This window comes from Pseudomonadales bacterium (genome assembly GCA_041395945.1).
Lineage (GTDB): Bacteria > Pseudomonadota > Gammaproteobacteria > Pseudomonadales > Azotimanducaceae > SZUA-309.
In genome coordinates this window covers 666,235-686,275 of sequence record JAWKZN010000002.1, presented here as the reverse complement: position 1 = coordinate 686,275, position 20,041 = coordinate 666,235, and the positions used below count along the sequence as shown (strand labels likewise).

Here is a 20,041-nt window from a genome sequence, read left to right as displayed (position 1 = left end):
CTTACTCCGCTGCAGCGGCCGGCGCGTCGTCTGTCGGCTGGATTCGGAACGTTGCCTGGACAAAGCGTTCGATGCGGATCAGCCCGGCGCTGAAAGCACCACCGTCGTCGGCCTCTGCCCGCATCGCCATCATTCCCGTCGAGCGTTTCACCACGGGAGCGCGTCCATCCACCTGCACGTTTGCCACCGCGCCCAGACCGACACCGAATGCTTCTGCCACCCGGGCGGCTTCCTCCTTCGCCGCACGGATCGCCAGGGTCAGGGCCTCGTTTTCGAGTTCGTCTCTGCGGGAGCTGTCGAGTTGCATGGGTTCGACATTGTTGATACCAGCGTCGAGGGACTGGGTCATCAGCGGGCCGAACTGATCGAGATTGCGCAGGCGTACCTGGATGCTGCGGGTCGCCACCAGACCGTCCACGACCATATCCTGATCCTGCCGACGATAGCGGGGATTGATGCTCACAGCGGTAGCCGTGACGTCGCGCTCCTCAATGCCGAGTTTTGCCGTAAGTTTCAGCACCGAGCGGACCACTGTGTTCAGTTCCCGGATGAGTGCGGCGGCGTCTGTGCCTTCCCGGCGGGCGTGCAGCGGTACGTCACCCACATCGGGCGCCACCTCCACGGAGCCGCGGCCGGATACATGTATGCCCTCTTCCGCCACTGCGAACTGCAGCGGCAGAAATACCAGCAGCAGGGCACCGGGCAGAAATCGGAGCAGGGCAGATCTCTGCGCAGATGTCTGCCTGGTCGTCACTTTTCTCAGGTTCATCGCAGTCCATCCATGCTGGCCACCCGGTTGATCAGTTCCTCGAGCCGGGTGCAGTAACCCCACTCGTTGTCGTACCAGGCGATGATCTTCGCCATACGGGAGTCGATCACCAGGGTGAGGGCGGCGTCATACACGCTCGAATGGGGATTGCCGATGATGTCGCTGGAGACTATGGGGTCAGTGCAGTAAGCGAGAATGCCTTTGAGCGGACCCTCGGCGGCCGCCCGCATGGCGTCGTTGATGGCCTCCACCGAAACGTCTTTCTCGAACTCCACAGTCAGATCCACCACACTGCCATCCGGCACCGGCACCCGCATGGCCATGCCGTCGAGGCGGCCCTTCAGCTCGGGCAGCACCTGTCCGATGGCCCGGGCGGCACCCGTGGAGGTGGGCACGATATTGGTCGCCGCGTTGCGCGAGCGCCGCTGATCCTTGTGGGGTGCGTCCACGAGACGCTGATCCGATGTGTAGGCGTGCACGGTGGTGAGCAGCCCGCGGCGGATACCGAAGTGCTCATGCAGCACTTTGGCCAGGGGTGCTGCGCAGTTGGTGGTGCAGCTGGCATTGCTGATGATGGTGGCCGCCGGGGTGATCACATGATCGTTCACCCCGATCACCACAGTCGCATCCAGTGGATCCTTCGCAGGCGCTGCGAGCAGCACCCGCCGTGCGCCGGCCTGCAGATGCGCGTTCAATTCGGCGAGGCGACGGAATCGGCCGCTGCTTTCCACCACATAGTCCACGCCCAGTTCGCGCCAGGGGAGTTTGGCCGGATCGGGTTCCTGCAGCACCACGAAAGGATCGTTATCGATCGTGATCTGGTTGCCCTGCTGGCTGACGGTACCCGGATAGATGCCATGAATGCTGTCGTATTTGAAGGCATAGGCCAGATCTTCCGGGCTGGCGATGTCGTTAACGGCGACCACATCGTAGTGGTGATGCAGTTTCGCGATCCGGGTGACCGTGCGGCCTACCCGGCCGAAACCGTTGATGGCGATTTTCGGTAAAGGCACTGAAAGTGTTTCCTTAACTGATGTCTGGGGCGACTGCTTTGACCTGGTCGGTCGGTGATTCGTTCTATCGGCCACCACACTATGTAACCTCAGGGGAACTATCAACTTGAGCCGGATGGGTCAGTTCGGGTCGACGGGGCGTTTTCCCGCCGGGTCTGACCCAATCCGGTAGAGGCCGGCAGGCGGCGTATACTGGACGCCGATGCGCTGGAGATGGAGATCGCGATGGGTGTTCTGGTGATGGTTTTCTGGTTCTGGGTCTGGGTTGCTGTAATGGTCTGGGCGATCGCGCGCTTCTATCTGCGCGGTGCAGACCTGTCGGCCTACGATCGCACGCCGCCTGCTGCGGTAGGTGGTTTCAGAGAACCCAGCGCCGAGCACCACGAGGTGGTGGAATTGCTGAAAGGGTTTGCCAGTGCAGGCGCGGGGGTGAGCAGCCGCGACCGGCTCAAGACCATGCGCGACACCATGGATGCCATGGGTGACGATGCCGACCTCGAAGGTGTGCAGGTCACCAGGGTGGATACAGACGGCGTGCCCGGTGAGTGGGTGCTGGCAGAAGGGGCTGATCCGAACCGGCGCCTGCTCTATCTGCACGGGGGTGCGTTCACGATGGGCAGTCCGCGCAGCCATCGGCCGATTACTACGACGCTGTCCCGGATCGCAGGGGCCAGCGTGCTGGCAGTCGACTACCGGCTGATGCCCGAGCATCGGCGGCTGGACTGTCTCACCGACTGCCAGCGCGCCTATCGCTGGATTCTCGAGAACGGACCCCAGGGAAAGCGTGCGTTGGAAACCCTGTTCGTTGCCGGTGATTCCGCCGGCGGCAATCTCACACTGGCCGTCATTGCCTGGGCGCGGGACAGCGGCCTGCGGCCGGCGGAAGCGGCCGTTGCGCTGTCGCCGGCGACCGACGCGACTTTCACCAGCCCCAGCCTGGCGTCCAATGTCGCTACCGATCACATGCTCGGGCCGATGTTCGGCCGCATCACCAGGCTGCCGCGGGTCGGGGCCTTGTGGTTTTCCTGGTTCGCCTACCGGGTCCGCCCGTCGGACCCGCGGGTGTCGCCCGTGTTCGGCGACCTCTCCAACCTGCCGCCGACTCTCGTGCACGCCAGTGAAGCCGAGATGCTGCTGGATGATGCCCGGCGCTATGTGAATAAGGCGAACGCGGCAGGATCGGAGGCAACCCTGGAAACCTGGCATCACATGCTGCACGTATGGCATGCCTTCGAACAGAAGCTGCCGGAAGCACGAGAGGCCTTCGAGCACATCGGGCGCTTCCTCGAACTCTGCGCGCCTCGAAAGCAGAGCGCTCTGGCGAGCGCCTGACCATCAAAAACCGGCACGTCAGGGATTCATGGCACGCCAGTTGGCCCATTTGCAACAGCTACAATAGTTGCAACAGCTGGTGGCGGATCCGTATCTGAGATGTCAGAACCTCTGCTGGCTACTGTGATCGATGTGCAGCGCTGGTTGCGGGAAGATCAGCAGACTCCGTACCTGGAGCGACTGGCGCGGGACCGGGAAATTGGTCGGCAGCTCGAGGTGGTGCCTGGCTCCCGCGCCGAATTGCAGCGTGTGCTGGCATGGTGGCGCATGGTGCGTGGTGGCCACGCTGACGAAGGGCAGCAGGGTGTGCGTTTCGTCTCCCTGCGCCGCAGTGCGGTGGTGTTGCTCAGCCTGCTTGGTGTCGTGCTGGGGCTGAGCGTCGGGACTCTGGGATTCAGTTATCAGGGTGATTATCCGGTCAATCTGATCACCCTGCTCGGTGTTCTGGTCGGATTGCCCCTCCTGCTGGTACTGATCACCCTGCTGCTGCTGCCCGGCTGGTTCCCCGCGGGTACCGGTCTGGGTGGGCTCAATCCTGCCCGCTGGGCGGGTGCCTGGCTCGATCGACTGGCCGATGTGCGACTGTTTGTAGCTTCCCGGTCGATCAGGAACAGCAGCGCGTTTGCGCGCTGGCAGCTGCTAGTATTTTCCCAGTGGCTTGCGGTGGGCTATTTCTGTGGGGTGCTGGTGGCTGCCTGGGTGCTGATTGCCTTCACGGATCTTGCATTCGGCTGGAGCAGCACCCTCGATATAGATGCACGGGAGCTGCAGACCTGGCTGGCTGCCATCGCCGCGCCCTGGTCGAGCTGGTTACCACGGGCGGTACCCGGTCAGGAACTGGTGGAAGCTTCCCGCTTCTTCCGACTGGAAACTGGCGGAGTGCCCCAGGCCCGCGCGGTGCAGCTGGGTCAGTGGTGGCCGTTCGTACTCATGGTCATTCTCGTCTACGGCATGCTGCCGCGACTGCTGCTGCTCCTGCTCGGGAGCTGGCGCCTGCGCGTTGCCTGCCGGCGGTTGCTGATCGAGGATGCGGAAGTCACCGCTCTGCTCGAGCGACTCTCTACACCGAACGTGTCTTTCGATCGGGATGAACTGGAGCTGGCGCAGGACAGTACCGATGCGATGAGCGGCTCAGCGACGATCGCTGTGGACGAACGCACGGCGGTACTGAGCTGGAACGGTGCGCTCACGGCGAAAGGGGCGAGCGTCTGGCTCGGCGGGCGGGAAGTCGCCGTGCTCGCGCTTGCTGCCTGGGACGACGGGAAAGACCGTTCGGCGAAGCTGGCTGAATCGCTGGCGCACGTATCGCGGGTGCTGATCTTCACGAAGGGCTGGGAACCGCCACTGCTGGAGTTTCTGGATCTGCTGCAACTGGTGCGGGAGGCGGCCGGTGAACGGGTGGCCATCACTGTGGTGCCGGTGAATGTTGCTGGAGACGCGGTGGAGGCGGCGGACCGGTCTGTGTGGGCAAAGGCACTGGCGCAGCGTAACGATGCCCGCCTCTATGTCCTGCAGGATGTTGCCCTGCCCGGGAGTCCGGCATCATGATTCCAACCTTTGCCGTGGTGGGTCACCCCAATAAAGGCAAGAGTTCGATCGTCGCCACCCTGGCGGAAGACGAGAAAATTCAGATCGGACCGACCCCGGGTACCACCCGGCGTGCCCACGCCTATACCTTCACAATCGACGGTGAACCCCAGTATGTGCTGGTCGACACCCCCGGCTTCCAGCGCGCCGGGGAGGTCTTCGGCTGGCTGCAGTCCCGATCGACCAGTGCCAGCGACCGGGCGGGTCTGGTTGCGCAGTTCGTTGAAGCCCACCGGGGTGATGCGCGTTTTCACGACGAGTGCGAACTGCTTGCGCCCATAGTGGCGGGCGCCGGCATCCTCTATGTGGTGGATGGCGCCAAACCCTACGGACCGGAATACGAACTGGAAATGCAGATCCTGCAGTGGACGGGCCGGCCACGCATGGCCTTGATCAATATGATCGGTACCGGTGACTTCCGCGAAGAATGGCGCCAGGGGCTGGATCAGTATTTTTCCCTGGTGCGCGTGTTCGATGCGGTGCACGCGGATTTCGAGACCCGCATCGGACTGCTGCGCGCCTTCGGTGAGCTCGATGAGGCCTGGCGTCCCGGAATCGACAGAGCGGTGGAATCACTGACCGCGGAGCGGCAACGGCGGCGCCATCGCAGCGCCCAGGCGCTGGCCGCCTGCCTGATCGACGCTCTGCAGATGATGGAGCGGGCCGATCTGCCGGAGGGGCAGGCAGAGGCGACGCAGGAGGAGCAGACCCGGCGTCTTGAGGCCAGGCTCAAGGATAAGCTGCAGCAGCGTCTGCGCCAGCGCGAGCAGCGCTGCCGGGACGCGGTGCAGGAAATTTATCGACACGAATCCCTCATCAGACAGGAGCAGACCTCCGCGCTGCTGGACGAAGATCTCTTTGCGGAGCAGGGCTGGGAGCTGTTCGGGCTGTCTCACAGCCAGCTGGCGATATCGGGTGCGGTGGCAGGGGCAGTCGCGGGCGGTGGGGTGGACCTGCTGCTCGGCGGCGCATCCCTGCTGCTGGGTGCCGGCATCGGTGCGCTGATCGGTGGTGTCGGCGCCTGGCTGGGTACTGAGGAACTGGCCAAGGTGAAGGTGCTGGGCCAGTCTCTCGGCGGCCGGGTGTTGCAGCTGGGCCCCGTCACCGCGCCCAATTTTCCCTGGGTGCTGCTGGGTCGCGGCTGGGTGCACCACCAGCTGGTGGCCGAGCGCAATCACGCCTACCGGGAAGCGCTGTCCTCAGCGCTGGGGCAGGACCAGCACCTGATGGATGGGATACCCGACGTCCTGCGCAACGGGCTGGCGAAACTGTTCAAGACCATCCGCGATGGCGATGTGGACGGGGAGGTCCATCAGCGTCTGGTTGTCCTGATTGAACAGCTGCTGGCGGAGATGCCGAGCCGGATTTCAGGCTGACACCAGCGAAAGTCCATGTGCCCCCGATTGCGGATCGCCATCGCCGCCTGAAGTCGAAATGTGCACGCTGCTTTCGTTTTGCCGGGTCAGCTCATATCATCTTGCGTCCTCGAAATCTCCGACCGACACGGATTCCATCTATGAGCGACTACACGAAGATTCTGCTCGAAGAGCATGAAATGCCGACCCGCTGGTACAACATCGTCGCCGATCTGCCGGTTCCGCCACCGCCAGCTCTGCATCCCGGCACGAAGCAACCGGCGACGGCGGAAGACTTCGCGGCCCTGTTTCCGCGCGCGCTCATCGAGCAGGAGGTCAGCCAGGAGCGGTACATCGACATCCCCGGGGAAGTCCTCGACGTGTACAAACTGTGGCGGCCGAGCCCGCTGTTCCGCGCCCGTCGACTCGAGAAGCTGCTGGATACACCGGCAAAGATCTTCTACAAATACGAAGGGGTGAGTCCGGCCGGTTCGCACAAGCCCAATACCGCTGTTCCACAGGTCTGGTACAACGCTCAGGAAGGCATCAAAAAACTCACGACAGAAACCGGTGCCGGCCAGTGGGGCAGCTCCCTGGCCTTCGCCTGTGCGCAATTCGGACTGGATTGCGAGATCTGGCAGGTTGCGGCTTCCTATCTGAGCAAACCCTATCGCCGCATCATGATGGAAGTGTGGGGTGGCAAGGTGCATTCGAGCCCATCGCAGGTCACCGAGTTCGGTCGCAGGCTGCTCGCTGAGAACCCGGATCACCCCGGCTCACTGGGTATCGCCATCTCCGAAGCGGTCAGTGAAGCGATCGCGGATCCGCATACCCGCTATGCGCTGGGCAGTGTGATGAATCATGTCCTGCTGCATCAGAGCATTATCGGTGAAGAAGCCCTGCTGCAGCTCGCCAAAGTCGGCGAGACACCGGATGTGCTGGTCGGCTGCACGGGCGGCGGCTCGAACTTCGGTGGGCTCGCCTTTCCCTTCCTGCGGGAGAAACTCGCAGGTCGGATGAACCCGGTGATCCGCTGCGTGGAGCCCACTGCCTGTCCGACTCTGACCAAAGGCCAGTATCGATACGATTTCGGTGATACCGCCGGTCTGACACCGCTGATGAAAATGCACACCCTGGGTCATTCGTTCATTCCCGAGCCCATCCATGCCGGCGGACTTCGCTACCACGGCATGGCGCCGCTGGTCTCCCACGTCTATGCACTGGGTCTGGTCGAGGCGATAGCCATACCCCAGACCGAGTGCTTCAACGCCGCAATCCGCTTCGCGCGAAGCGAAGGCATCGTGCCCGCACCGGAGCCGACCCATGCGATCGCGGCAGCCATACGCGAAGCGCTGGCCTGCAAAATATCGGGTGAAGAAAAGACCATCCTCACTGCGATGTGCGGACACGGGCACCTCGACCTGCCTTCCTACGACAAGTACCTGCGCGGTGAAATCGTCGACCTCGAACTGACGGATGAGATGATCGCCGAAGCGATGAAGGATGTGCCCGTCATTGCCTGAATTCAGGCTGCAACCACAGTGCCCGTACCATAAGGATCCTGAAGAAGATGAATAATTCCCCCTCGGGCAGATGTCCGCTTCGCACCCTGATCGCGCTCAGCGCCTGCGGACTGAGCATAACGCCGCTGCTTGCGGAACAGGCCGCCACCAGCGGCGCAGACAGAGTCCTCGAAGAAATCGTGGTCACGGCGCGGATGCGTGAGGAAGGGCTGCAGGAAGCACCCATCGCCATCTCTGCCTACAGTGGAGAGACCCTGGCTTATCGCGGTGTCGAGAGGCTGGATGAGATCCAGAAGTTCGTGCCGAGCCTGACCCTGGAGAACAACCCCAGCTTCGGTGGCGCATCGAATTCCGCCGCCATCTACCTGCGCGGTATCGGCCAGAAGGAGTTTTTACCCACCACGGAGCCCGGTGTGGGACTGTACGTGGATGGCGTCTACATCGCGCGATCGGTGGGCGGCATACTCGACATTGTCGACATCGAGCGACTGGAAGTGCTGCGGGGGCCTCAAGGGACCCTGTTCGGCCGCAATACCATCGGCGGGGCGATATCAGTGACCACAGTGAAACCGCAACCCGGTGGTGAATTCGAAGGCTCGGTCTCACTGGCCGCTGGCTCGGACGATCTGATCCGCGCAATCGGCTCCCTGCATCTGCCTGTCAGTGACACCTTCGCCGCAAAGGTGTCGATCGCATCGCTGAATCAGGACGGCTATGTCGAGCGCACCGACGGTGTCGATCTCGGTGACGATGACACCCTGACTGGCCGCGTGGCACTGGCCTGGCAGCCGAATGAGCGGTTTTCCGCCAGCGTCAGCCTGGAAGCCACCCGTGACCGGGAGAATGGTCCGGCGATGGAGCTGCTTGGCATAGACTTCACCGACTTGAGTCAGCTGCAAGGCGTGGTGCTTGCACCGCCTCCGCCGATGGCTTTCATCCACAATGTCACCACTGCCGCCGTCGCGCCCGGTGTGCCCTGCGCCGTCACAGACGTCAGCGGCAACGGCATCACCTACAACCCGGCGGTATCGAACTGCTACGACAACCGCTATCTCGAAGGTAACGGTGACAATCAGGGCAGCGCGCCGGCTTATTCCCGTTCCGACCTGTTCGGTGCATCAGCGACTCTGACCTACGATCTCACCGACGCATTGACCCTGAAATCGATCTCCGCATGGCGCGATCTGGATTCTGAATTTGCCCGGGATGGTGACCACTCGCCGCAGCGCATCTCGCAGTTCTACGATGATCTGCAGCAGAATCAGTTCAGCCAGGAAGTGCAGCTGCTCGGCAGTCATGAGCGCCTCGAGTGGATTGCCGGTGTCTACTACTTCAGCGAAGACGGTCATAACGAGAACATACTGGATTTCACCGTCTCCAATTTCCGCTCGGGCGGCGAGTTCGATAACGAAGCGTGGGCCGTATTCGCGCAAGCAACCTACGATCTCACCGAGACACTGCATCTGACGGTGGGTGGTCGCTATACGGACGAGGAGAAATCGTTCCGTCCGGACCAGATCATCTTCCGGAATTACTATGCCGGGATCAGTCAGGTAGTGCCTCCCGGCAATCCGCTGGCAGCACTCGATGCGCCCTTCCTGCAGGCCGGTGAACGCATCCTGCCGTATCTGTGGAAAGACATCAGCATTGACGAGTTCACGCCTCTGGCGACGGTGTCCTATGATCTGACGGATCGGGTGATGGTGTACGCGAGTTACTCGGAAGGCTTCAAATCCGGTGGTTTTACCCAGCGGGTGTTTCCGCCGATCGTGTCCGGCTTTACTGCGCCACCGGGCACACCTGACATCGACCTGATTCCGACCTATGAGCCGGAATCGGTGGACGTGTTTGAAGTGGGTTTCAAATCCACGCTGTTCGACGGGCGGGTCCGTTTCAACGGAGCCGTATTCCATACGAGCTACGATGATCTGCAGGTGCAGGTCTTCAACAGCGTGGCACCCGTCACGCAGAACATCGGCGAGGCCAGCATCGACGGGCTCGAGCTGGAGCTGCAGACTTCGCCGGGAGATGGCTGGCTGCTGGAAGGCAGTCTCTCTTATCTCGATGCGGACTACGACGAGATCGACACCAGCATCACGCTTATCGGTGAAGACGACGCCTTCGAGCGGGTGCCGGAATTCTCGACCAACGTGGGCATCTCGAAAGAGTTCCAGCTCGGCAGCAGCGGCTCGGTTGTGGCGAGGGCCGACTGGAGCTACCGCTCGAAGACCTACAACGACGCCTACAACTCTGCGCTGCTCGAAACCGACGCCTACCACCTGTTCGATGCCAGTATCCGCTGGCGTAATGCGGGACAGGACTGGTCGGTGGTGCTTTATGGACGCAACCTCGGCGACGAGGACTATCTGCTCACCGGTGTGTACGGTACCGCCTTCCAGTCCTTCGAAGGACTGTACGACCGCGGCCGCCAGTGGCGCCTGGAAGTCCGCAAGGACTTCTGACAGAGGAGACGAGTCTGTGGCCAGGGTCAGCATCGTCAAGCCCGGGAAGATCGAAGATCAGGCTGTCGCCGGGATTTTCGAGTGGGTGACTGAAATGGAAGGCAGCGTTCCCAACCACTTTTATGTGGAACTCAACTTCCCGGAATTCTTCGTCGCCAAGCTGGGTGCCACCAAGGTACTGTGGGAAGTCGGCGAACTCGACATGACCGAGATCCAGCACATCGGCATCCTGGTTTCCCGCGCCAACGGGTGCCCCTACTGCACGGCTGCGTTCTGCACGATTCTCACCCACGGGCTCGGCAGCCCTGAAGCCTACGTTGCGCAGCTGCTGCGGAGCGGAGCCGCAGCAGCTGAAAATGCGCGGCTGCGCACACTGCTCGACTACGCGCTGAAGGTCAATCGGGATGCAGCAGCGGTAACTGATGAGGACATCGAAGCCTTGCGGGCGGTCGGCCTGACTGACAGAGGCATCGTCCAGATCACCCATGTGGTCAGTGATTTCTGCTCCTACAACCGGCTCAACCTGGCACTGGGTACCGACTACGACTACCTGGATTCCTGGAAGCAGCTGGCCTTCGGCAGGGACCAGGGAGACTCTGATTGATCGCCAGGCCCGGTTACCGGGCTGGTGTACAAGGCACGTCCAGGGTTCGCCCCAGTTCGATTCTTCGAAGGATGTAACCGTCGATACCCCCCTCAGCCCGCACAATCCGGGCCTTCCCACCTTTGATGCGAAAATCTGATCCGATTTCCGGGCCGAATACGCCTTAAGTCCTGGAGAAAACTTTTTCGTTCCTGGATCTGATTGGAGAAAGCCATGCGTTCACTCGCGGTTGTAATCGCTCTGGTGCTGGGCAGCCAGATAGGCCTGATCGCCCAGGCGGAAAACGGTCCGGATGGACACAGTCAGAGCAATGGCAAGGGCCACGACGAACATGGCCAGGGCAATGGCTACGGCCACGACGAACATGGCCAGGGCAATGGCTACGGCCACGACGAAGGTGATCGCTGCCGGGCCGATAAGGTGGACGTCGTCGACTATCTGCAGGTCGACCGTCGTGACTTCGATCGACGCAATGAGCTTCTGGAGTTCAGGATCCTGGTCCGCAATCGTGGCGAGGCGCTGCACAACGTCGAAGGCTACGTCAGCAGCAAGTCTGGCGGAACCAGAATCAAGGACGACACCGTGGTGCTGGGTGATCTCGCACCCGGAATCTCGACCAGCACCGATACGTTCAGTGTCCTGCAGAACAGGAGAGGGTTGAATTTTGATGAGCGGGCACTGCGCTGGAAATTCAAGTGCGACGAAGCTCCGACTGACAACCGACCGCCCCTGGCGGATGCGGGCCCGGATCAGTCCGGCTCCCCAGGCACCACCATCATGCTGGATGGCAGCGGTTCCTCCGACCCGGACGGTGATCCGATCACTTACACCTGGTCACTGCTGCCGCCCGCCGGAAGTACTGCGACGCTCAGTGACGCTACCCTGAGTAATCCGACCTTCATCCCGGATGCGGCGGGGAGCTATTCGGCCACTCTCATCGTCAACGACAGCCAGGTCTCCTCGGATCCGGACAGCGTCGTCATCACCATCAATCCAGCTAATCTGCCACCCAGTCTCGCGCCGATCGCGGATGTGCAGGTCATGGCTGGACAATCGTTGACGGTTGCGGCTTCGGCAAGCGACCCGGATGCAGGAGACGTGCTGACCTTCGCGCTGGATGTCGCGCCGGCGGGCATGACGATCGACCCTTCCAGCGGGTTGATTCAGTGGACGCCGGGTACATCGCAAGTGGGCACGCACCCCGTTGCGGTTCGTGTTACCGATGACGGCGGCCTCTCGGACAGTGAGAGCTTCATGGTCACCGTCGACGGTGTGCCGAACAGAGCTCCTGTCGCCGATGCGGGCCCGAATCAGTCAGTCACCCTCGGCGCAACAGTGCAGCTCGACGGCTCCGCGTCCAGCGATCCGGATGGGGATGTGCTGACCTACCTGTGGACCTTGAATTTTCCCACCGGCAGCAGCGCCGCCTTGAGTGATGCGACTTCTGCAACGCCGAGCTTCGTCGTCGATCGCGACGGCACCTATACGGCGACGCTGACCGTCAATGATGGCGAGCTGACGAGCGCGGCAGACAGTGTCACCATCACCGCCACCTTCAGCGGTGAGAATGCACCGAGCATCACCTCGGCACCGGTGACCCAGGGCAGCGTTGGCTCGCCCTATGTCTACGATGTCCAGGCCGTGGACCCGGATCCGGGGGACACGCTGACCTATACGCTGCTGAGGGCGCCGGTCGGGATGGGAATCGATGCTGCCAGCGGGCTGATCCAGTGGTCGCCGAGCGCCGCGGGAGCCGCCGATGTCGACGTCCAGGTCACCGACTCCACCGGCCGCAGCGATCGACAGATCTATCTGGTACGGGTCAACAATGGCGCCGGCGATCAGCCGCCAACCCTTGCGCCCATCAATGATCAGAACATTAACGCCGGACAGACCCTGATGGTGACTGCCGTCGGTGCCGATCCGGAAGGTGAGCCAGTGCGCTACTCCCTACCGGGTGCACCGTCCGGCATGATCATCAATACCAGCACCGGTGAACTTGCCTGGACCCCGATGTCATCCGGCAGCGCGATGGCAACGGTTGCGGTTGCCGACCCGGGTGGCCAGCAGGCCAGCACCTCCTTCTCCATCACTGTCGGTGCACAGTTCAGCAACAGCGCGCCCACACTGGAAGCAGTCGCAGATCGCACGGTCGCACCCCTCACGCCGGTGCAGATCTCTCTCAGCGCAACGGATCCGGATGATGGAGACATCCTGACCTTCAGCCTCAGCGGTCTGCCCGGCGGTGCTCAGTTCGACGGTGTGAACTTCAACTGGATTCCCGGCTCCGCCGATGCCGGGACCTCCGATCTGATTGCGACGGTGACAGACTCGGTCGGTAACACCGACTCGACCACTTTTGCCATCACAGTCACGGAGCCACCGTACCCGCCGGTTGCCGTCGACGACGCCTATACCATCGATCGCGACCTGCTTCTGCAGGTGCCAGCGGACGGTGTGCTGACCAACGATACGGATGCCAATGACGATCCGCTGATCGCTGCCGTAACCTCACTGCCGGTGCTCGGCACACTGGACAGTTTCCCCAGTGACGGCAGTTTTACTTACACACCACCGGCCAATCCGAACATCCTCATCGGGCTCGAGGAGCAATGCCGCTCGCCGGCCGGGGATGGCATATCCATCCGGCCCATGCCGATCATTGGCGATGTCGATGCTGACGGCGATGCGGAAGTGGTCAGCTACATCGGTGGATTTACCAATCGTCTGTACATCATGGACGGTAACTGCAACGTCGAAGCGAACATTGGGCTTGGGGTTGCGACACATGGTGTATTTGCCAATCAAACTCAGCCGGCGCTGGTCAATCTGGACAGCGATCCGGAACTGGAAATCCTGGTCGTGCGCACCGGTCCGCCGCAGCTGGGCATCAATCGCGCACGACTGGTGGCGCTCAATCCTGATGGTTCGCTGGTCTGGACCCACCTGACCAATGGCGCCTCGGAAGCCATCAGCGGCGATGTGCCTTCCTCGTCCGTTAATTACTACCAGGGCCGCGGGCCAACCATCGTCGACCTGGATGGCGACGGCAGCCCGGAAATCCTGATGTCGCTGATATTCGACAACACCAGTCAGCTGGGTCATCTGAGCATGGTGATTGCCTACAATGCGGACGGCACCGTGCGCTGGGAGTACACGGGTGTGCGGCAGATCGGAGATTCCGACGTCAAGCCGATTCAGATCGCCGATCTGGATCTGGACGGCACCGTCGAGATCATCAACCACACCAATGTGATCGATCACAACGGCCAGCTTGAATTCATCCTGCAGACGGATCAGGGCGCCAACTTCTTCCCGACCCATCTGACCGCAGGTATCGCCAACTTCGACAACGATCCCTTTCCCGAACTCATTGCACGAGATGCTGACAACCTGTACCTGTTCCAGCACAACGGTGGAGCACCGACCTGGACTCTGCCCATGCCGAACTCTTCGCGTGCGGAAATAACGGTGGCTGAACTGGATGGAGACCCGATGCCGGAATTTGTGTTCCACACCGGATTCGGCACCGGCAGCAACGGCAGCTGGCTGAGCGCCTTCGACAGTGACGGCAGCATCCTCTGGACACATCAGGGCACCATTTACGACGGCCCTGCCACGACTGCGGACAATGGTCCTGGAGTGACCGCCTTCGACTTCGACCGCGATGGCATCGACGAGCTGGTGATGGTGGTCTACACCAACGGCGCAGGGAGTAATCTCTTCATCTTCGACGGCAGGGATGGCGCAGAACTGGCGGCATTCAACGCGGGTACCAACAATGCCTACTCTGGCCTTGGTATGACCTTCCCGAGCGTGGTCGACGTAGACGGCGATGGCGCGGCAGAAGTGGTCTATGTCGATGGCTACGGTATTGGCTACAGCCCCTTCGTCGTTCTCAACGGTCTGGCCGGCCAGCCCTTCCCGCCGGCGCGGCCGATTCGCCATCAGGCCAACTATCAGCCGACACAGGTCAACGGCGACGGTTCAACACCCACCTATCAGCGCCCCCACTGGCTGATCCCGGGTCTGAACAAATACCATGCCATGCCGGTGCTGCCCTTCGAGGATCCGGGCGCCACGGACTCGTATACCTATCTCGCCAACGATGGTGACGCGGATTCCAATGAGGCTACGGTGCGGATCGCCATCACCAATGTGAATGCACCGACTATCGTTTCGACACCCGCACTCGGGGCCTCACCCGGCTTCGACTATCAGTATGGACTGCTGGCGACAGATGGTGACTTCGGTGATCAGTTCACCTGGACACTGGTCGATGCACCAGCCGGGATGACCGTGAGCGTCTTCGGCATCATTGACTGGACCCCGGTCGACAGTGACATGGGGCCCAACCGGGTGCAGGTTGTAGTCACTGACCTTCAGGGTAACAGTGACGAACAGACCTTCAGCATCGATGTTCGACCTCCGGTCAGCGTCCCGGACGTGGTTGGCGGCAGTGCCGTCGACGCAACCGCAGCGCTGACCAGTGCCGGTCTTGCGGTCGGCAATGTCGCCCAGACTTTCAGCTTCACTGTACCCGCAGGCGAGGTTGTTTCGCAGAGCATCAGCGGCGGTGCCGAAAGTGCGGCCGGTGGCATAGTCGACTTTGTTGTCTCGCTGGGGCCACCGCCGATTTTCGTCCCCAATCTGGTCGGTCTGACCCAGCCGATCGCAGCAGCGACACTGGCAGATCTCACACTCAATCTGGGGACGATCAGCCGCCTGAACGATGACGTGATTCCGGCCGGGGTCATTCTCAGCCAGAGTGTTTCGGTCAACAGTCAGGTTGCAACCGGCTCCAGCGTCGACCTGGTGGTCTCCGGCGGTCCGGTACTGAAGATGACACTCGCCAGTAATCTGGTCGGCAACGAAGAAACCTTACCCTTCAGTCTGAGCTTCTTCGACATCAACGGCAGTCCCACAGCTGCCCCGGGCGATCTGGCCGTCAGCGTGGTGCCGACGGATTCCTCCCAGGGTTCAATGCCGGTACTTGCTGGTGGCGTGATCATTCCCGGCGTCGATACGCGCGGTGCGTATGCCCTGCGGGTCGCGGTACCGAGTCTTGGTCTCGTCAAGGCGGAGACCTTCATGGTCGAGCCGGTATTCGCTGCTTCCGGCGCGCAAGGCGCTTACGGTGCCCTCTCGGCGCAGGTGAATCGTCTCCAGACACTTTTTGAGCAGATGACCACCGCGCTGCTGGCCAATGATCTGCCGGCGGTGTCGGTACTCGGCGCAAGCCTGCAGGCGGAACGCGCACAACTCGATCTGGAAGAACTGGCCCTGACCCCGGCGGCTGCGCCCGAGATGGGATTTCTGCCGGAATTCGGACCGGACGCGCCAAGCAGCTTCGACAGGGTGCTGCCCGGACTCCTCGAAGGGGCACGGGCGCAGTTACTGGAAACGGCGGTATTCCTCGACGGCCTCGATCCCGGCCGGGCCCGCAATGACGACCTGCGCAACCGTTCGCTGACCGATGCGCTGGCCGTCGATATTGCCCAGTTCCTGCCGGACTCGGTGACCCGCAATGGGACGGTGGGACGCAGCGGTGAGCTGTATCGATTGCTCTCTGTCGCCATGCCGGCGCTGGTGCGGGCAGAGATGGACGCGCTGCTGAGAGCGCTGGGTGACGCCGGGCTGCTGGCAGGCCGGCAGAACGCGAGCCAGTTCTACCAGCAGGTAGTCAGCCTCGATCAGGATCAGTCAGAGGTACGGCGGGAACGACCTGCGTTCTTTACCCTGGTCGGGATGAGCAGCGCAAGTTCGATTCGCATGCAGCTGATCAAGGACCTGTATGTGCCGATCATCAAGAAGATCGGCTTCAACCTGCAGAACCTGGCGGCGGACGGATTGCTGAGGGCCAACTTCGACGTCGCCACCCTGCCCGGTATCGTGACTGCCGCTTCGCTGTCGTTCCATCAGTTTGCGGCTGGAAACTCGATCATGGAATCGACAACCGCATCGCCGGTCGCCGGTGTCAATCAGATCCTTCTGATCGGTCCGACACTGCTGGCGGATGTCCAGGGTGCACTCTCGGAACTGAGCGTGAGTTTCACGAGTTTCGATCAGATCAGGGATTCGTTCAGAAACATCCGCGACACCGCCAGCGCGGCGCAGGATGCCATTTCGAGCAACCTTGCCCTGCTGACGCCGGATGAAAGCGTCAACGGCTGTGTGTTCACCAGTGCGAATTGCCGTCAGCTCGGTTTCTCCGGCGGGTTCCCGACCGTCTATACCGAGGGCACCTTCCCGGCGCCCGTACTGATGCTGCAGTATAACGCCGCAAGCGGCGCGATCTCGTCGCAGAACTTCCTGTTCTTCTCGCGACCGAGCGAGGATTAGGAGGATGGGTAAATCCCGCCAGGCGCTCGGTTCGAGTGCCTGCCGGGAGCGGCTCGCCGGCTGACTCAGTTGAGCGTGCTTTGCTGTGCCTGCTCAACGACGGCCCGAATATGCTCGGTCGGAACGGCGAATCCGATTCCGCTGCCTACCGCCCCCCGACTGGTGACGATGCCGATGACGTCGCCTGCCTGGTTCAGCAGAGGCCCGCCGGAATTGCCCGGGTTGACCGCGGCGTCGGTCTGCAACAGGTGCTGTTTGCCAATGGCCCGGGGTAATGCGCTGACGATGCCTGCGCTTGCCGTGATCCCTGCACCGAAAGGATTGCCAACTACACTGACCCGCTCTCCCACCCGGGGCTCTGTATCGGACAGCGACAGGATGGCGGGTGCCGGGAGGTGCGACGAGCGGAACACGGCGACGTCGTATGTTTTATCGCTCGAGACCAGCCGCAGGACATGTCGCTCTCCCTGGAGATCAACAACATACAATGGAGATGCCAGGGTTACGTGCTGGTTGCTTACCACCAGATCCCGGTCCACGAAAAAACCGGATGCGATCGTGGCGCTGTCGCTGGCGATCGAAACCACAGCCGGAGCCGCCCTTTCGAGCATTGCAGACAGATCGTGGTTGTATGTATCCGGCGCGGCACAGCCGAACAACCCCAGCGCGAGCAGTGCAACAGTTCGCCGCGCGGCACTGTACTGTCCTGAAAACCGGAATGACGCTGTGCGACCACAACACCTCGGGTCTGGCCGCAGGGCCTTTAGTCTCCCGGATTGAGAAATCTGCGATTGTCTGGTGAGCAGCATAGCTTGGCACATAGTGCTGATACCTTTGCTGATTGTCGATATGTTCGACTGACGCTGCGCTTATGACGAAGCAATCTGGCGATTGAGAATCCGCTGATCTCTACCTCAACCCCATGCAATCTCCTCACATCCTCCCCGGATTTCGGGTGCTGCCTCACTATATGCTGAAGTCTGGTTATATTTGTTCAGGCTGCCCGGCACTCGAGAGTTCATGTCAGATACCACCGACATCCTGCTTAACTGGTCCAATGAACCGGATGCGCGCAGACACATGGTGTTCGAGGCGGTCTATGGCCAGCTCCGCCAGCTCGCATATCAGAAACTCGCTGGTGAGAATCCTGGGATCGACCTGCAACCGACGGCGCTCGTTCATGAGGCCTATCTGAAGCTTGTTGATCTGAATCGGGTGAATCTGCAGGGTCGCGGACATTTCCTCGGTATGGCCGGCCGGGTCATGCGCGAGATCATTGTCGACGAAGCCCGGCGGGTGTGCGCGCAGAAACGCAATCGGGCACTGGAAACCCGGCTGACCGGCGAGTTTCTGGATGGCGGCCTGTCCCTGGAGCAGCTCATCGAATTCGACGAAACCCTGGTGGAGCTGGGGAAACTCGATGCCGAGTATCTGTGGCTGGTGGAAGCCCGGGTGTTTGCCGGCATGACCATCGAAGAGACCGCGGCCGAACTCGGTATCAGCCCCGCGACGGTGAAGCGCAAGTGGCGGGTGGCTCGCGCCTGGATCGCCGCGCGGATGGAACTGCTGGACGACTCATATCAGACCGCCGACCCATCCCGCGAACCCTCCGGAAGCGGCTGACTTCACCGGTTACGCTGCTTTCCTTGACCGGCCGCTTTACTCGCCTGCAATGCGGTTGAGTATGTGCCCTGCGACCTCTCTGCCATGGGTGTTCTGCAGAAAGTGTCCGGCGTCCTCGATCGGATCGAAACTCGCCTGCATCCGCTTCGCCCACTCCCGCCCCCAGTTTTCGGTGAACACGTCATCCCGGCAGCCCCAGATGAAATGGCTGTGTCCGGGCCATTCGAGGAGCGTGCGGTAGTGAAAGGTCTGGGCGGCGCCATTGCCGTTGTCGTAGCTGTCCAGCGGTATGGATAGCGGGAATCGGCGCAGTCCGTTGTAGGCCTCGTCCGCCAGGTCCCGGAATGGCGCGGAGAAGCCCTGGTAGACGTCGGCCGCTGTGCCTGTAAAAGCCGGCGGGGTGCCGGAGGCCAGCGCGGGAAAAATGACATCGGGCCCGGCAAGTCCGGCAGACAGCACCAGCAGCAAGCCCACGTCCGGGCACTTGCGATGGAAACGTCCGCCTTCGTGCCAGTTGCGGTTCCAGTTGTGGATCGCCTCGGAGTACTCGAATTCGGGATGATGCAGCCAGGTGTTCATGATGATCAGCCGCTCGAATCGCTCCGGCATGGTGGCGGCCTGGGCGAGCCCGGTGGGACCGCCCCAGTCCTGGCAGACAAGGGTGATCCGCTGCAGATCGAGCGCCACGATCAGCGAGGTGAGTATCTCGGTGTGGCGCGCGATGGTGTACCAGTGAATGTCGGTGGGTTTGTCTGAGCGACCGAAACCCATGTGATCGGGTGCGATACATCGATAGCCGGCAGCGACCAGCACGGGAATCATGTGCCGATACAGGAAGCCCCAGGTCGGCATCCCGTGCAGCAGCAGCATCACCGGACCGTCAGCAGGACCGACATCGACATAGTGCATGCGCAGGTCCTGCCAGGCGTGATAGCGGGGCGGGTAGTCGAAGTTCTGCAGTCCTGTGAAATTGGAATCCGGCGTACGGATGAAGTCGGTCATCTTCGCTGCCCCTGATCAGATCATGTGTCCCTGTCTGTGGTCAGCCTAAGGACGCAGCGCGCGGGGATCAATGTCTCTATGCAGCTGCCCGTTCCCTGCCCAGCAGCATTTCCCTGATGTCGCCCTTTGCATCGAAACTCGCGTACAACAGATAAGCAGTGAGCACTGGTGCACCGCCAAAGAAGCCCAGCGCACCCAGCGCCAGCCCAATGGGTGCAAAGTGATGGCGCCAGGCCAGCCAGAGTCCGGAGAGTATCAGAAAACCGAGGAAATCGAGGTTGAACTGACCGGGCCAGCCCATCGCGGCGATGTCGCGGAAGAAAATCTGGAACAGCCCCATGCCGTGTTCGGAAATGACGAATGCGGTGTATACGAAGATGGCGGTGAAGATGGTGATCAGCAGTACTCGAAATGCGTTCATGGATTTCC

13 protein-coding genes are annotated in these 20,041 nt (G+C 61.7%); 8 read left to right on the top strand and 5 right to left on the bottom strand.

What is annotated here, in order from left to right; all coding sequences use genetic code 11:
- Position 1: 1 nt before the first annotated feature.
- Together R3E82_19790 and gap are read right to left on the bottom strand one after the other, a co-directional pair.
- Complete coding sequence (locus R3E82_19790) at positions 2-769, bottom strand: SIMPL domain-containing protein (protein MEZ5553135.1); 768 nt, start codon at positions 767-769, stop codon at positions 2-4.
- Complete coding sequence (gap, locus tag R3E82_19785) at positions 766-1,782, bottom strand: type I glyceraldehyde-3-phosphate dehydrogenase (protein MEZ5553134.1); 1,017 nt, start codon at positions 1,780-1,782, stop codon at positions 766-768. The genes R3E82_19790 and gap overlap by 4 nt, the downstream gene beginning before the upstream one ends.
- 225 nt (positions 1,783-2,007) lie before the next feature.
- Between gap and R3E82_19780 the strand changes: the two genes are divergently transcribed.
- The 7 genes from R3E82_19780 (at position 2,008) to R3E82_19750 (ending at position 16,987) form a co-directional block, all read left to right on the top strand.
- Positions 2,008-3,114 (top strand): alpha/beta hydrolase, encoded by a 1,107-nt coding sequence (locus tag R3E82_19780; GenBank protein ID MEZ5553133.1) that lies wholly within the window; start codon positions 2,008-2,010, stop codon positions 3,112-3,114.
- A 99-nt stretch (positions 3,115-3,213) separates the two neighbouring features.
- Positions 3,214-4,662 (top strand): DUF2868 domain-containing protein, encoded by a 1,449-nt coding sequence (locus R3E82_19775; GenBank protein MEZ5553132.1) that lies wholly within the window; start codon positions 3,214-3,216, stop codon positions 4,660-4,662.
- Positions 4,659-6,077, top strand: a complete 1,419-nt coding sequence (locus tag R3E82_19770; GenBank protein ID MEZ5553131.1) for a DUF3482 domain-containing protein — start codon at positions 4,659-4,661, stop codon at positions 6,075-6,077. Before R3E82_19775 ends, R3E82_19770 begins: the two co-directional genes overlap by 4 nt.
- 140 nt (positions 6,078-6,217) lie before the next feature.
- Entirely contained in the window at positions 6,218-7,579 is a 1,362-nt protein-coding gene (locus R3E82_19765) for a TrpB-like pyridoxal phosphate-dependent enzyme (GenBank protein MEZ5553130.1), read from the top strand.
- A gap of 47 nt (positions 7,580-7,626) precedes the next feature.
- Positions 7,627-10,041: a TonB-dependent receptor gene (locus tag R3E82_19760; protein ID MEZ5553129.1), complete on the top strand. Its 2,415-nt coding sequence runs from the start codon at positions 7,627-7,629 to the stop codon at positions 10,039-10,041.
- 16 nt (positions 10,042-10,057) lie between these two features.
- The gene (locus R3E82_19755) at positions 10,058-10,645 is read left to right on the top strand and encodes a carboxymuconolactone decarboxylase family protein (protein ID MEZ5553128.1); all 588 of its coding nucleotides are present in this window, start codon (positions 10,058-10,060) and stop codon (positions 10,643-10,645) included.
- A 213-nt stretch (positions 10,646-10,858) separates the two neighbouring features.
- A complete protein-coding gene (locus R3E82_19750) occupies positions 10,859-16,987 on the top strand; it encodes a putative Ig domain-containing protein (protein MEZ5553127.1) in 6,129 nt (2,042 codons plus the stop codon).
- 65 nt (positions 16,988-17,052) lie between these two features.
- On the opposite strand, the gene R3E82_19745 is transcribed toward R3E82_19750, so the two are convergent.
- A complete protein-coding gene (locus R3E82_19745; GenBank protein ID MEZ5553126.1) occupies positions 17,053-17,598 on the bottom strand; it encodes a trypsin-like peptidase domain-containing protein in 546 nt (181 codons plus the stop codon).
- 409 nt (positions 17,599-18,007) lie between these two features.
- On the opposite strand from R3E82_19745, the gene R3E82_19740 reads away from it, so the two are divergent.
- Positions 18,008-18,610: an ECF-type sigma factor gene (locus R3E82_19740; GenBank protein MEZ5553125.1), complete on the top strand. Its 603-nt coding sequence runs from the start codon at positions 18,008-18,010 to the stop codon at positions 18,608-18,610.
- A 36-nt stretch (positions 18,611-18,646) separates the two neighbouring features.
- Here the strand turns inward: R3E82_19740 and R3E82_19735 are convergent, their stop codons facing one another.
- Together R3E82_19735 and R3E82_19730 are read right to left on the bottom strand one after the other, a co-directional pair.
- Positions 18,647-19,612 carry an alpha/beta fold hydrolase gene (locus R3E82_19735; protein MEZ5553124.1) on the bottom strand — a complete coding sequence of 322 codons (966 nt, stop codon included), beginning with the start codon at positions 19,610-19,612 and terminating at the stop codon, positions 18,647-18,649.
- A gap of 76 nt (positions 19,613-19,688) precedes the next feature.
- Entirely contained in the window at positions 19,689-20,033 is a 345-nt protein-coding gene (locus R3E82_19730; GenBank protein ID MEZ5553123.1) for a hypothetical protein, read from the bottom strand.
- Positions 20,034-20,041: the final 8 nt, after the last annotated feature.